At 43.2% G+C, this 14395-nt stretch carries 5 protein-coding genes, 12 tRNA genes, 3 rRNA genes and 2 pseudogenes; 4 read left to right on the forward strand and 18 right to left on the reverse strand.

What is annotated here, in order from left to right:
• Window positions 1–44: 44 nt before the first annotated feature.
• Window positions 45–734, reverse strand: a pseudogene (locus RCG17_RS00005) (group II intron maturase-specific domain-containing protein); the annotation flags it as partial.
• Window positions 735–873: 139 nt separating this feature from the next.
• On the opposite strand from RCG17_RS00005, the gene RCG17_RS00010 reads away from it, so the two are divergent.
• Genes RCG17_RS00010 through RCG17_RS00020 form a run of 3 tightly spaced genes read left to right on the forward strand, consistent with a single transcriptional unit; the run spans window position 874 to window position 4088 of the window.
• Entirely contained in the window at window positions 874–2109 is a 1236-nt protein-coding gene (locus tag RCG17_RS00010; RefSeq protein WP_308171229.1) for a tyrosine-type recombinase/integrase, read from the forward strand.
• The gene (locus RCG17_RS00015; RefSeq protein ID WP_308171228.1) at window positions 2102–3088 is read left to right on the forward strand and encodes a tyrosine-type recombinase/integrase; all 987 of its coding nucleotides are present in this window, start codon (window positions 2102–2104) and stop codon (window positions 3086–3088) included. The genes RCG17_RS00010 and RCG17_RS00015 overlap by 8 nt, the downstream gene beginning before the upstream one ends.
• The gene (locus RCG17_RS00020) at window positions 3075–4088 is read left to right on the forward strand and encodes a site-specific integrase (RefSeq protein WP_308171227.1); all 1014 of its coding nucleotides are present in this window, start codon (window positions 3075–3077) and stop codon (window positions 4086–4088) included. The genes RCG17_RS00015 and RCG17_RS00020 overlap by 14 nt, the downstream gene beginning before the upstream one ends.
• Window positions 4089–4203: 115 nt before the next feature.
• On the opposite strand, the pseudogene RCG17_RS00025 reads toward RCG17_RS00020, so the two are convergent.
• The 17 genes and pseudogenes from RCG17_RS00025 to RCG17_RS00105 form a co-directional block, all read right to left on the reverse strand.
• Window positions 4204–4779: pseudogene (locus RCG17_RS00025) on the reverse strand (reverse transcriptase domain-containing protein); the annotation flags it as partial.
• A 594-nt stretch (window positions 4780–5373) separates the two neighbouring features.
• The gene (locus tag RCG17_RS00030) at window positions 5374–6633 is read right to left on the reverse strand and encodes a D-alanyl-D-alanine carboxypeptidase family protein (RefSeq protein ID WP_308173293.1); all 1260 of its coding nucleotides are present in this window, start codon (window positions 6631–6633) and stop codon (window positions 5374–5376) included.
• Window positions 6634–7009: 376 nt separating this feature from the next.
• A tRNA-Glu gene (locus RCG17_RS00035) sits at window positions 7010–7081 on the reverse strand.
• An 80-nt stretch (window positions 7082–7161) separates the two neighbouring features.
• Window positions 7162–7238: transfer RNA gene (locus RCG17_RS00040), tRNA-Ile, on the reverse strand.
• A 3-nt stretch (window positions 7239–7241) separates the two neighbouring features.
• Window positions 7242–7315 (reverse strand) — tRNA-Gly (locus RCG17_RS00045).
• Window positions 7316–7329: 14 nt separating this feature from the next.
• Window positions 7330–7405 (reverse strand) — tRNA-His (locus tag RCG17_RS00050).
• Window positions 7406–7441: 36 nt separating this feature from the next.
• Window positions 7442–7526: transfer RNA gene (locus tag RCG17_RS00055), tRNA-Tyr, on the reverse strand.
• Window positions 7527–7554: 28 nt separating this feature from the next.
• Window positions 7555–7632 (reverse strand) — tRNA-Asp (locus RCG17_RS00060).
• A gap of 3 nt (window positions 7633–7635) precedes the next feature.
• Window positions 7636–7709: transfer RNA gene (locus RCG17_RS00065), tRNA-Met, on the reverse strand.
• Between the two features lie 155 nt (window positions 7710–7864).
• A tRNA-Met gene (locus tag RCG17_RS00070) sits at window positions 7865–7938 on the reverse strand.
• A 96-nt stretch (window positions 7939–8034) separates the two neighbouring features.
• A tRNA-Arg gene (locus RCG17_RS00075) sits at window positions 8035–8111 on the reverse strand.
• A gap of 16 nt (window positions 8112–8127) precedes the next feature.
• Window positions 8128–8216: transfer RNA gene (locus RCG17_RS00080), tRNA-Leu, on the reverse strand.
• A gap of 14 nt (window positions 8217–8230) precedes the next feature.
• A tRNA-Lys gene (locus tag RCG17_RS00085) sits at window positions 8231–8306 on the reverse strand.
• 12 nt (window positions 8307–8318) lie between these two features.
• Window positions 8319–8394, reverse strand: a tRNA-Val gene (locus RCG17_RS00090).
• 9 nt (window positions 8395–8403) lie between these two features.
• Window positions 8404–8520: ribosomal RNA gene (gene rrf, locus RCG17_RS00095) — 5S ribosomal RNA — on the reverse strand.
• A 74-nt stretch (window positions 8521–8594) separates the two neighbouring features.
• A 23S ribosomal RNA gene (locus RCG17_RS00100) occupies window positions 8595–11531 on the reverse strand.
• A 331-nt stretch (window positions 11532–11862) separates the two neighbouring features.
• Window positions 11863–13413 (reverse strand): 16S ribosomal RNA (locus RCG17_RS00105).
• The 16S, 23S and 5S rRNA genes sit together here with 12 tRNA genes alongside, the layout of an rRNA operon.
• A gap of 480 nt (window positions 13414–13893) precedes the next feature.
• On the opposite strand from RCG17_RS00105, the gene RCG17_RS00110 reads away from it, so the two are divergent.
• On the forward strand, window positions 13894–14337 hold the full coding sequence (locus tag RCG17_RS00110) for a hypothetical protein (RefSeq protein WP_308173294.1): 444 nt from the start codon (window positions 13894–13896) through the stop codon (window positions 14335–14337).
• Window positions 14338–14395 lie beyond the last annotated feature (58 nt).

The raw sequence follows: 14395 nt of genomic DNA on the forward strand, positions 1-14395 counted from the left end.
CCTCTCACACCACCGTACGTACCGTTCGGTATACGGCGGTTCTATTAAGATTGACGCAAAATTTCATAGCGATCATATAGACTTCTTAACCCTCGTTGACTCCAGTAAGAGTTATCGAGGGTTTTGTGTAATATTGGGCTACATGCGATTCTCCAATATTTCTTTCTAGAGTTGCCCCATTCATGTGCTTTGTAGTCAGGGACACCTAAACCAGTTAGTTTTCTTACCCTGGTTTTAGGTTTCTTCCACTGTTTCCATTTGCACATTCTGAGCCTTCTTCTTATCCATTCATCAAATTCTTTGAATTTGCTTGGAGTATCAGCTAAAGCGAAGTACCCGCACCATCCAGTTAGATAACGGTTTAACATTTCAATCCTTACTTCCATTGGAAAAGGTTTTGACCGAGAGGTAATTTCTCGAATCTTCGTCTTAAAGCGTTTAATGCTTTGTTTTGCAATTCGCACCTTCGGTTCTTTATTCCAAGTAAAGCTGAAACCAAGAAATTTCCGTTTCCATGGACGGTCAACTGCTGACTTATCCCTGTTTACCTTTAATTTTAGCTTCTGCTCAATAAACATCGTAATGGATTCCATTACACGTTTCCCTGCTTTTAATGACTTAACATAAATGTTGCAGTCGTCGGCATAACGAACAAACTTATGCCCTCTGGCTTCCAATTCTTTATCTAATTTATCAAGAATTATGTTTGAAAGGAGAGGACTGAGAGGACCTCCTTATGCAAAGAAAGTAATTATGCAAAGTAATTAATAAAAAAGCTAATTTATCAACTCTTTTATTCGATTTACTTTGCATAATATCCGAAAATGATATATGAGCCTATGCTCAAAAATTATCATTTTTGGGGGAATACTTATGCAAAACGTCCCACTAGCTCAACTAATTAATGATCTAGACCAGGAAATGATTCGACTAGGTTACACTATAGGCACCATGAATTTTTACAGAAGACGTTGGGAAAACCTTCTTCAATTTGCAAAGGAACGAGGCGAAACATTTTATTCAGAACAATTAGGAATTGATTATGTAGAAAAATACTTTCATATTCTTGAAAAAGATTTGAATGGAACTCTTTCACAATCTGAGACTCAAGAGCTTCGTGTCATTAGAATGATTGGTAATTTTCAACTGCACCGTACCATTTTACGTCGATACTATAAACATAAGGAGATCCTTACGGATCAATATTTTATTCAAATTAGGAACAGATTTAAGCAATACTGTTCAAATAAGGATTACTCCAAGGTCACAATAGACCATTATGTAAAACAATCATCTCGATTCATGGATTATCTCTCTTCTCAAAAAGTTACAGAATGTAAAGAAATCAACATCACGTTGATTAATAACTACATCAAAACCTTGGCCGGTTATACCTATAAAACTGTTGAACAAAATATTTGTTCTATACGTGCTTTTCTTAGATTTCTTTTGGAAACTGGTGAAATACAGACAGATTTAGCTGGAAAAACACCAATGGTTCAAGCAAGAAAACAGACCCGTATTCCATCCGTATGGACAGAAGATGAGTTAAAAAAACTAATCGCAGCTATTGACAGAGGGAGCCCGAAGGGCAAACGTGACTATGCAATTATTTTAATGGCCTGCTGCCTCGGTTTGCGATGTAAGGATATTAAAAATCTTAAAATAGAGCACTTCCATTGGGAAGAAAAGAGACTTGTTTTTACACAATCAAAAACTAGACAGCTCATATCTCTTCCATTGACACCGGAGGTGGGCTGGGCGGTAATTGATTATCTTAAATACGGTCGTCCTAAAGTAGGCTGTCCTTATATATTCGTAAAGCATATGGCACCATTTGGTCCGTTTTCAGAAGAGGACCATTTAAATCAGTTAATCAAAAGGTACATGGAATTTGCGCACATTCCAACACTAAAAAAAAGAAGAGGAATGCATTCTCTCAGGCATACAATAGCCAGTAAGCTTCTAGAAAAGGATACCCCACTTTCTACTATTTCAGATATTCTTGGGCATGTCGATACCAACTCAACATCAGTTTATCTAAAGGTTGATATCAATAAGCTTAGGGAATGTTCCATAGATTTTGAAGAGGGCTCTTATCATGAATGAAATTATTTATGAAGGTCCATTTAAGGATCATCTCAAAAATCATGTGGAACTTAAACAAGCCATCGGATACAAATACATTACTGATTCACATCACCTAAGACGTTTTGACAGATTTACATTAGAAAAATACCCTCATGCCACAGAGCTTACTAAGGAAATCGTTCTAGACTGGTGTAGAAAAAAGTCTTACGAGTCACAGGCAAACCAATGTTCACGCTGCTCAATTATTCGGCAATTTGGAAAATATCTTGATTCTATTGGAGTTAAAGCATATATCATTCCCAAGGGATATTTTCCAACTGAAGAACAATATATACCATATATTTATACAAGCGAGGAATTAACAAGGTTCTTTGCCGAGACGGAAAAATGCAAATATTGTTATGAATGTCCACACAGACATCTGATAATGCCTGTTTTCTTTAGAATGATTTATATGTGTGGGTTGAGGGTATCTGAAGCAAGACTTCTCAAAGTAGCTGACGTTGACATTGAAAACGGAATCCTCTCCATAAATAATTCTAAAAAGGATAATAGTAGGTTAGTACCCATGTCCATGTCCCTTACGGAACGTTGTGGGCTTTATGCAAAAATTGTACATCCATTTCCAAAAGGAGAAGAATATTTTTTTCCTGCACTGGATGGCAACCCGATGACGTTAGGAAATGTATATAAAAACTTCCGTCGGTTTTTATGGAGTGCAAGAATTTCACACGGGGGAAGAGGAATGGGCCCTCGTATTCATGATTTCCGCCATACTTTTGCAGTCCATTGTCTCAAAAAATGGGTGGAACAAGAAAAGGATTTAACGACATATCTTCCAATACTTAAAACGTATATGGGGCACGATTCTTTTGAGGAAACTGCTTATTATTTGCGTCTTACCGCAGATGTTTTCCCAAAAATTACATTAAAACTAGAAATACAATACCCAGATATTATCCCTCTATTAGGAGGTGTCACCGATGAAACCTTCTAATTTTGCGAGGCATCTAACAGAATTCCTTTCGGTATATCTCCCATCACAGAAAAATGTCAGTAAGAATACCGTCCAATCATACCGTGATACTTTTAAACTATTGATAAAGTACTGTCAGGAAGTAAAAAGTATCTCGGCCGAACGAATTACACTAGAATTGCTTTCATGCGAACTGCTTAATGGCTTTTTAGGATGGTTGGAAACAGCTAGGAATTGCAGTATTTCAACTAGAAACCAAAGACTTTCAGCGATACATTCCTTTTTTCGTTATGTACAGTCCGAGGAACCTTCCGGTTTATTCCATTTTCAAAAGGTAATCGCAATTCCTACTAAAAAGGCAAACAAAACTGTAGTAGAGCATCTAACCCCAGAAGCTATGAAATTACTTCTTGAACAGCCCGACAGGAGCTGTCCGAAAGGACGGCGAGATCTAACATTAATGAGTGTTCTATATGATACTGGAGCCAGAGTACAAGAATTAATTGATCTTAGAGTCAGTGATGTAATCCTGGAATCACCGGCAGTGGTTGTATTAACCGGAAAAGGAAACAAAACAAGACGTGTTCCTCTTATGAAGAATACCATATCATTATTGGAGCGCTATATTACTGAGAATAAACTGGATAAACCTTGGAAAAATCAATATCCCCTCTTCTCAAACAACCAAAATAACAAACTAACAAAGGAAGGGGTCGCCTATATTATTTCAAAATATGTTGAGCTATCAAGGAAAATATCAACCATTGTACCTCCAAAAGTAAAACCTCATATGTTTCGGCATTCGAAGGCCATGCATTTATTACAAGCAGGAGTAAATCTCATATACATTCGTGATTTCCTTGGACATGAAGATATAAAAACAACAGAAATATATGCCCGAACCGATACTGAAACGAAGAGAAAAGCAATTGAAAATGCTTATACCGATTTAATTGATGGTAATCTTCCTGACTGGAACCAGGATCAGGCTCTGCTTACTTGGCTGAACGAATTAAAATAGGTCAGAAATTATGCAAAGTAAATGGAAAATAAACTTCTATTTTTAGAGCTTTAGGAAGTTTACTTTGCATAATATTTTACTTCGCATAAGGAGGTTTATGCTAAGCTTTGCATAAGCCTCCTTGCGGAGTACCTTCTTCCGTTGATTGTACGATTCCATTAAGCATTACACCTGATTGAAGATATTTTCGGATTAGTTTGAGAAGTATACGGTCTTCAATTCTCTTAGTGAGTATTCCCATCAATTTGTCATGATTGACCTTATCAAAGAATTTCTCTAGGTCCATATCTATTACCCAACGGAGCCCTTCTTTGATATATCTCTTTGCTTTTCTTACTGCATCATGGGCACTCCTGTTAGGTCGGAAGCCAAAGCTGCTTTCAGAAAAGGTTGGGTCAAAGATTGGGGTTAATACTTGGGCAATTGCCTGTTGGATGAAACGGTCTGTCACAGTTGGTATGCCTAAAAGCCTTACCCCTCCGCTTGGTTTCGGGATTTCGACACGTCGAACAGGTGAAGGTTGATAGTTACCTGTTCTCAAAGCTTCCCGAAGGGAATCCCAGTTTTCAAAGAGATGTCGTCGTAGGAATTTTACGGACATTCCATCTATGCCGTGACTTCCTTTGTTCTGCTCTACCCGTTTAAGGGCAGTTAAGAGATTTTCCCGTGACAAGATTCGTTCCATTAACATGATTCTATTCCTTTCCACGTGAATGAAGGTTCTGTTTATGCCGCTTCTTGCTCCACCCTCCTAAAGTCCCCAGCGGATTCACCGCTTCCTCCTTTAGGTAAGTCCTTTCGGATTGTCTGTGTTCAATGCAATTACCGAATGTGCAGATTTCATTCTTTCTTAATAGTTCAGTCCTTCCCATTCTTCCTCGAGTTAGAATGGTACTATGACCTCTGCTGACTTCTGATCATTCAGCTATCCATTGCTGGATAGGTTACCAAGTGTACTTGGCTTATTAATCAGACCTCCCCGAGTAAGAGTACAGTCTTTCCCTCCATCTATCTGCTTCATTTACTCTGTATCACCTTCGGCAGTAGGGACTTTGTTTTGAAATGCAAACTCATCCAGTGATACCTAGCCTTATATGAAGTTCGTGTTCCTCAGACCGGAGGTTTGCCGCTCGCTTCCTTCAGATTCCGCGTCACCACGGACACCCTTGCGTTAAGCTAACCATTACTACTGCCTTCATGGCTCGGGACTTTCACCCTAGAGACTGCACCCATGTCGGGCGCACATCGCAAAACAATCCTGCTTAAGAGCAGGATTGTTTCGAGGTTATTTACTTACCATTTTCTTTTGATTTTGTATGTTCCTATTCCTTGCGATAAATACAACAAAGAATAATAATATTATTCCTGCAGGGATCATACTAATTCCAGACAGCCCTATCGATTTTTTCGAATCTGTGTTTTGGTTCTCTGTCATTTTCATTGATAAAATTTTTCGGGTAGCCTTGATTGTCTTATTCGTAACGAGCGGTGCCTCTTTTATTATGTCTTTACCCTTTAAGATTTTTAGATTGGCCACTACTTGCCCCTTATTAATGGCTTCTCCGGCTGTACTTACTAGTTCCACTTTAGTGGTAAGTTTAGATGTATCATCATTTTTTAATCCCACCGAAATGTCTTCAGGTGCAATTAAACTTACTTTTTCACCGTTTACTTGCTTTTTATCTATTACTTCGTTCTTTGAAGCGATCTTTTCAGTTTTCATATTGGCAAAGGCATAGTTTGCCATTGTTTGTATATCACTGTACTCTTCTTTTTTATGAGACTTCATCACGACAGCAATAACTTCTTTATCCCCATCTTTTAAATATTCCACTAACGTGTTTCCGGCTTGGTCAGTAAAACCTGTTTTCCCTGCTATAACATGTGCAGATACCGGTTGGGTATGGACTTCACTTTTATTTCTAACAAGTTTGTCTTGTAAACTCGTATGAACTTGAATCGATTGAGTTGACAAGGCATTTAACACTTTCGGGTGTTTTAAAGCTTCTTTCATGATTAACGCCATATCATGAGGTGTCGTATAATGATTAGGGTCGTGCAATCCGTTTGGTGTTACAAAGTGAGTGTGTTGAAGACCCAATTTTTGCACTTCATCATTCATTAATTGGGCAAATCCTTCCACACTGCCCCCTACATTTTCGGCAATTGTGACAGCCAAATCATTGGCACTCAGCAAAAGCAGCCCATACATGGCATCCTGCTTTGAAATTTGTTCTCCTGCTGTTAGCCCAAAACAACTACATTCCTGTCCTGCTGCATTAGGACTAACGGTTAACATTTGTTTATCAGTTACCTTTTCATCTAAAACGATGGAAGTCAATACTTTCGTCATACTAGCAGGAAAGGCTTGTCCATCCACATTTTTATTGTATAAAATATCGCCCGTTACGGCATCAATCGCTACGCCATATTCACCTGCAATAGGCGGAGGCGGAGCATCAGCCCATGCAGCGCTGGACGATAAAGATGTCAGACCTATTAGGACAATTAAAATGGATGTCATTATTTTGCTGATATAAAACATTGGTAACCTCCGAGTTCAAAATCCTCTATCCTCTGCATTATATAATTTGTTTTATAAATTCCAATTTTACTCATTTTTTTAGAGATAATTTTTCTAAATCTATTTTGAAAGAATACTATATTCAAATGATTGCATATACAATGAGAGTTCCTCATTGTACATTATAAACTGCAATAAATTACAACAAAAGACATTTTTTATTATAGTTATATTACAATAATATTTATCAATTATTTTCCAAACCTATCATAATTTTAACATCATTCATAACGTGACTATTATTTGTTTCATTTTTCACATCTAAAGTGATTTAGTGTGCTGGATTAATTTCAAATACAAAAAAAATGATGATCATCGATCATCATTTTTTTTACTATGACCCCTACGGGATTCGAACCCGTGTTACCGCCGTGAAAGGGCGGTGTCTTAACCGCTTGACCAAGGGGCCAACTTAATGACTCCGCAGGTTGAATTCTTACCTACGACCGATCGGTTTACAGCCGACCACGCAACTTTGAAAAAAATTTATGGTGGGCCTAAATGGACTCGAACCATCGACCTCACGCTTATCAGGCGTGCGCTCTAACCAGCTGAGCTATAGGCCCATGTGGAGCGGGTGATGGGAATCGAACCCACTACATCAGCTTGGAAGGCTGAGGTTTTACCAGTAAACTACACCCGCATATTTTAATCAAATGGGGCGACTGGTGGGAATCGAACCCACGCATGTCGGAACCACAATCCGATGCGTTAACCACTTCGCCACAACCGCCATTATTTTAATTTTAAAGGTAAAGAATATTAAAAGTGGTGGAGGGGGACGGATTCGAACCGCCGAACCCTGAGGGAGCGGATTTACAGTCCGCCGCGTTTAGCCACTTCGCTACCCCTCCGAATTATTTCATTAATTATAATCAATAATGGCGGTCCAGGACGGGACTCGAACCCGCGACCTCCTGCGTGACAGGCAGGCATTCTAACCAGCTGAACTACCGGACCAAATTGCGGGGGCAGGATTTGAACCTGCGACCTTCGGGTTATGAGCCCGACGAGCTACCGTGCTGCTCCACCCCGCGACAATAGAAATTATTAAGTTTGATCATGCTCTTAGTTGGGTGACCACCCCGATTTCAGATTGCTTATTCAAGCAGCAGCTCAATCGGTGCGCTGTAGACATTCGAAGAAGCATATTCGAACGTGCTCCACCCCGCGATAATAGAAGTTATAAAGGTAGCGGCGGAGGGGATCGAACCCCCGACCTTACGGGTATGAACCGTACGCTCTAGCCAGCTGAGCTACACCGCCAAATATTGTATATGATAGAGGATAGCGGGATCGAAACGCTGATCTCCTGTGTGCATAAGAGAAGCTCTCCAAGCTGAGCTACTTCCCGTTTCATATTGGCGCACCCGAAAGGAGTCGAACCCATAACCTTCTGATCCGTAGTCAGACGCTTTATCCAATTTAGCTACGAGCACATATTTTTTGAAAAAATGGTGCCGAGGACCGGAATTGAACCGGTACGGTAGTCACCTACCGCAGGATTTTAAGTCCTGTGCGTCTGCCAGTTCCGCCACCCCGGCAACAATGATAAAAATGGTGAGCCATGAAGGACTCGAACCTTCGACCCTCTGATTAAAAGTCAGATGCTCTACCAACTGAGCTAATGGCTCATACAAAATAAATGGTGGAGGATGACGGGATCGAACCGCCGACCCTCTGCTTGTAAGGCAGATGCTCTCCCAGCTGAGCTAATCCTCCAAAATAAAAGCCTGGCAACGTCCTACTCTCACAGGGACTTTCGTCCCAACTACCATCGGCGCAAAGAAGCTTAACTTCCGTGTTCGGTATGGGAACGGGTGTGACCTTCTCGCCATAATTGCCAGACTTATTGAATTGAGGTTCATTCCCTCAAAACTAGATAATCAAAAAGAAGTGTAAAGAACGAATAATCATTTCTATTGGTTAAGTCCTCGATCGATTAGTATCAGTCAGCTCCACACGTCACCGCGCTTCCACCTCTGACCTATCAACCTGATCATCTTTCAGGGATCTTACTAGCTTTACGCTATGGGAAATCTCATCTCGAGGGGGGCTTCATGCTTAGATGCTTTCAGCACTTATCCCGTCCGCACATAGCTACCCAGCGATGCCTTTGGCAAGACAACTGGTACACCAGCGGTGCGTCCATCCCGGTCCTCTCGTACTAAGGACAGCTCCTCTCAAATTTCCTGCGCCCACGACGGATAGGGACCGAACTGTCTCACGACGTTCTGAACCCAGCTCGCGTACCGCTTTAATGGGCGAACAGCCCAACCCTTGGGACCGACTACAGCCCCAGGATGCGATGAGCCGACATCGAGGTGCCAAACCTCCCCGTCGATGTGGACTCTTGGGGGAGATAAGCCTGTTATCCCCAGGGTAGCTTTTATCCGTTGAGCGATGGCCCTTCCATGCGGAACCACCGGATCACTAAGCCCGACTTTCGTCCCTGCTCGACTTGTAGGTCTCGCAGTCAAGCTCCCTTGTGCCTTTACACTCTGCGAATGATTTCCAACCATTCTGAGGGAACCTTTGGGCGCCTCCGTTACTCTTTAGGAGGCGACCGCCCCAGTCAAACTGCCCACCTGACACTGTCTCCCACCCCGATGAGGGGTGCGGGTTAGAATTTCAATACAGCCAGGGTAGTATCCCACCAACGCCTCCACGTAAGCTGGCGCTCACGTATCAAAGGCTCCTACCTATCCTGTACAAGCTGTACCAAAATTCAATATCAGGCTACAGTAAAGCTCCATGGGGTCTTTCCGTCCTGTCGCGGGTAACCTGCATCTTCACAGGTACTATAATTTCACCGAGTCTCTCGTTGAGACAGTGTCCAGATCGTTACGCCTTTCGTGCGGGTCGGAACTTACCCGACAAGGAATTTCGCTACCTTAGGACCGTTATAGTTACGGCCGCCGTTTACTGGGGCTTCGATTCAGAGCTTCGCTTTTAGCTAACCCCTCCTCTTAACCTTCCAGCACCGGGCAGGCGTCAGCCCCTATACTTCGCCTTGCGGCTTCGCAGAGACCTGTGTTTTTGCTAAACAGTCGCCTGGACCTATTCACTGCGGCTCTTCAGGGCGATTAACCCCAAAGAGCACCCCTTCTCCCGAAGTTACGGGGTCATTTTGCCGAGTTCCTTAACGAGAGTTCTCTCGCTCACCTTAGGATTCTCTCCTCGCCTACCTGTGTCGGTTTGCGGTACGGGCACCTGTTATCTTGCTAGAGGCTTTTCTTGGCAGTGTGGAATCAGGAACTTCGGTACTATATTTCCCTCGGCATCACAGCTCAGCCTTCACGGTGAACGGATTTTCCTATTCACCAGCCTAACTGCTTACACGCACATATCCAGCAGTGCGCTTACCCTATCCTCCTGCGTCCCCCCGTTGCTCAAACGATAAAGAGGTGGTACAGGAATATCAACCTGTTATCCATCGCCTACGCCTTTCGGCCTCGGCTTAGGTCCCGACTAACCCTGAGCGGACGAGCCTTCCTCAGGAAACCTTAGGCATTCGGTGGATGAGATTCTCACTCATCTTTCGCTACTCATACCGGCATTCTCACTTCTAAGCGCTCCACCAGTCCTTACGGTCTAGCTTCAACGCCCTTAGAACGCTCTCCTACCGCGGACACCTAATGGTGTCCACCCACAGCTTCGGTGATACGTTTAGCCCAGGTACATTTTCGGCGCAGAGTCACTCGACCAGTGAGCTATTACGCACTCTTTAAATGGTGGCTGCTTCTAAGCCAACATCCTGGTTGTCTAAGCAACTCCACATCCTTTTCCACTTAACGTATACTTTGGGACCTTAGCTGGTGGTCTGGGCTGTTTCCCTTTTGACTACGGATCTTATCACTCGCAGTCTGACTCCCACGGATAAGTCTTTGGCATTCGGAGTTTGTCTGAATTCGGTAACCCGATGAGGGCCCCTAGTCCAAACAGTGCTCTACCTCCAAGACTCTTACAACGTGAGGCTAGCCCTAAAGCTATTTCGGAGAGAACCAGCTATCTCCAAGTTCGATTGGAATTTCTCCGCTACCCACACCTCATCCGCGCACTTTTCAACGTGCGTCGGTTCGGGCCTCCAGTAGGTGTTACCCTACCTTCACCCTGGACATGGGTAGATCACCTGGTTTCGGGTCTACGACCACATACTCATTCGCCCTATTCAGACTCGCTTTCGCTGCGGCTCCGTTTCATCAACTTAACCTTGCATGGGATCGTAACTCGCCGGTTCATTCTACAAAAGGCACGCCATTACGCAAAAACGCGCTTTGACTACTTGTAGGCACACGGTTTCAGGAACTGTTTCACTCCCCTTCCGGGGTGCTTTTCACCTTTCCCTCACGGTACTGGTTCACTATCGGTCACTAGGGAGTATTTAGCCTTGGGAGATGGTCCTCCCAGCTTCCAGCCGGATTTCACGTGTCCGGCCGTACTCAGGATCCACTCAGGAGGGAACGAAGTTTCAACTACAGGGTTTTTACCTTCTATGACGGACCTTTCCAGATCGCTTCATTTACCCCGTTCCTTTGTAACTCCATATAGAGTGTCCTACAACCCCGAAAGGCAAGCCTTTCGGTTTGGGCTGTTCCCATTTCGCTCGCCGCTACTTAGGGAATCGCAATTGCTTTCTCTTCCTCCGGGTACTTAGATGTTTCAGTTCCCAGGGTCTGCCTTCATTATCCTATGTATTCAGATAAAGATACTGCTCCATTACGAGCAGTGGGTTCCCCCATTCGGAAATCTCCGGATCAAAGCTTACTTACAGCTCCCCGAAGCATATCGGTGTTAGTACCGTCCTTCATCGGCTCCTAGTGCCAAGGCATTCACCGTGCGCCCTTTCTAACTTAACCTAAAAGGTTTTTTCTTCTTAACTAAATAAGAGAGAAAACTAAAATGGCGATTACTCGGTTCTTTCTTGACTTCTTCTTATACGATTATCTAGTTTTCAAAGAACGAATTGAGAGATTGTTCTCTCAAAACTAAACAAGGCTACTTCCACGAATTTACATCATGAAATGCTTCTTGTTTTGCTTCAAGCTGCCTTGCGACGAGCTGAACATAATCTTCTTCGATTATGCGCTGGCGCAGGAGCAAACTTGGCGAGGGCTTATTCCCTCAAAACTAAACAAACAAATAACGTGTACCAACAATCTGTGATGTCCGTAAGGACATTTTCCTTAGAAAGGAGGTGATCCAGCCGCACCTTCCGATACGGCTACCTTGTTACGACTTCACCCCAATCATCTGTCCCACCTTAGGCGGCTGGCTCCTTACGGTTACCCCACCGACTTCGGGTGTTACAAACTCTCGTGGTGTGACGGGCGGTGTGTACAAGGCCCGGGAACGTATTCACCGCGGCATGCTGATCCGCGATTACTAGCGATTCCGGCTTCATGTAGGCGAGTTGCAGCCTACAATCCGAACTGAGAATGGTTTTATGGGATTGGCTCCACCTCGCGGCTTCGCTGCCCTTTGTACCATCCATTGTAGCACGTGTGTAGCCCAGGTCATAAGGGGCATGATGATTTGACGTCATCCCCACCTTCCTCGGGTTTGTCACCGGCAGTCACCTTAGAGTGCCCAACTAAATGCTGGCAACTAAGATCAAGGGTTGCGCTCGTTGCGGGACTTAACCCAACATCTCACGACACGAGCTGACGACAACCATGCACCACCTGTCACTCTGTCCCCGCAAAGGGGAACGTCCTATCTCTAGGAGTGTCAGAGGATGTCAAGACCTGGTAAGGTTCTTCGCGTTGCTTCGAATTAAACCACATGCTCCACCGCTTGTGCGGGCCCCCGTCAATTCCTTTGAGTTTCAGCCTTGCGGCCGTACTCCCCAGGCGGAGTGCTTAATGCGTTAGCTGCAGCACTAAAGGGCGGAAACCCTCTAACACTTAGCACTCATCGTTTACGGCGTGGACTACCAGGGTATCTAATCCTGTTTGCTCCCCACGCTTTCGCGCCTCAGCGTCAGTTACAGACCAGAAAGCCGCCTTCGCCACTGGTGTTCCTCCACATCTCTACGCATTTCACCGCTACACGTGGAATTCCGCTTTCCTCTTCTGCACTCAAGTCCCCCAGTTTCCAATGACCCTCCACGGTTGAGCCGTGGGCTTTCACATCAGACTTAAAGGACCGCCTGCGCGCGCTTTACGCCCAATAATTCCGGACAACGCTTGCCACCTACGTATTACCGCGGCTGCTGGCACGTAGTTAGCCGTGGCTTTCTGGTTAGGTACCGTCAAGGTACCGGCAGTTACTCCGATACTTGTTCTTCCCTAACAACAGAGTTTTACGACCCGAAGGCCTTCATCACTCACGCGGCGTTGCTCCGTCAGACTTTCGTCCATTGCGGAAGATTCCCTACTGCTGCCTCCCGTAGGAGTCTGGGCCGTGTCTCAGTCCCAGTGTGGCCGATCACCCTCTCAGGTCGGCTACGCATCGTCGCCTTGGTGAGCCGTTACCTCACCAACTAGCTAATGCGCCGCGGGCCCATCTGTAAGTGTCAGCCGAAACCGACTTTCAACTTCACCTCATGAGAGGTAAAGGATTATCCGGTATTAGCACCAGACTTCCGGTGTTATCCCAGTCTTACAGGCAGGTTGCCCACGTGTTACTCACCCGTCCGCCGCTAACCATCAGGAGCAAGCTCCTAATGATTCGCTCGACTTGCATGTATTAGGCACGCCGCCAGCGTTCGTCCTGAGCCAGGATCAAACTCTCCATTAAAGAGTATGAGTTAGCTCATAAATGTTACGTTGGCTAGTGAAGATAACTTCACTATTATTTATTGTTGACGTTTTTGTTTGTTTAGTTTTCAAAGAACAATTATTTATCTTAGCGACAAGAACTATCTTACCATCTTTATTCGTTAATGTCAACTTCCACGAAAAGATTTTTTTGCAGTTAAATCTTTCTTCTGTCCTTAATATAAATAATCCACCAAAATTGTCTTTTAAGGATGATGTCCCTTAGGACAGCTAATAGAGTATATAATGTATTACTGTTGTTCGTCAACACTTATTTTAACTCTCTTTAGTCAGGGTAACTCTAAATATTTAGTTCTTGTCAAAAGAGGTCCATTTGATATCTCCTGATCCTGTTCTTAGCAATTTTAGGATTCATATGTTTCTATTTCTATCGCTCATAAACCAAATAATTATGCATAAGATGGATAGAAATTAGATCATATCTTCAAGGAGGAATAGTTTGAGTCAATTAAATGGAAACGTATACAAATTTTTAACGCCATTATTTTTTTCTGGAGTATCCTTCTGTTTAAGCTTCTACTTTTGTATATTAGGCGTATCCCTTTTTATTTATTCATTGCCAATCTATGCCTTTTTCCTGCTACTTTCTTTATTCCTTTTTTATCAAACTGATAAAAATTTGAATCGTTTTATGAAAATGGGAGTAACAAGTTTTACTCAGTATAGTTTTTATCATAACTGTATCGGCATTTATTTAATCTTATCTTTTGTATTATTTGGAGTATCAGTTGCTTATGTTCCTTTTTATTACAACGGAGGAATGCTATTTGTTTGGTATTGTGCCCCAATGTCTCTACTTTGCTTTATCAGTTTTATCCAATCTCAAAAACGAATCAAAGTAGTAAAAAAGCAATTACAAAATCAAAATCTGAATAGCAAATAAACACTTCCTATAATTTGAAATTAAGAAAGGGAGAATCATAAAACGATTCTCCCTTCTT

Origin of the sequence: Neobacillus sp. PS3-12 (assembly GCF_030915385.1) — a bacterium.
Classification (GTDB): Bacteria; Bacillota; Bacilli; order Bacillales; family Cytobacillaceae; genus JAEVLT01.

Excerpts from the sequence above, each read along its gene's own strand:
- RCG17_RS00010 (WP_308171229.1), top strand. The coding sequence starts at position 874 with ATGCAAAACGTCCCACTAGCTCAACTAATTAATGATCTAGACCAGGAA.
- RCG17_RS00015 (WP_308171228.1), top strand. The coding sequence starts at position 2,102 with ATGAATGAAATTATTTATGAAGGTCCATTTAAGGATCATCTCAAAAAT.
- RCG17_RS00020 (WP_308171227.1), top strand. The coding sequence starts at position 3,075 with ATGAAACCTTCTAATTTTGCGAGGCATCTAACAGAATTCCTTTCGGTA.
- RCG17_RS00030 (WP_308173293.1), bottom strand. The coding sequence starts at position 6,633 with ATGTTTTATATCAGCAAAATAATGACATCCATTTTAATTGTCCTAATA.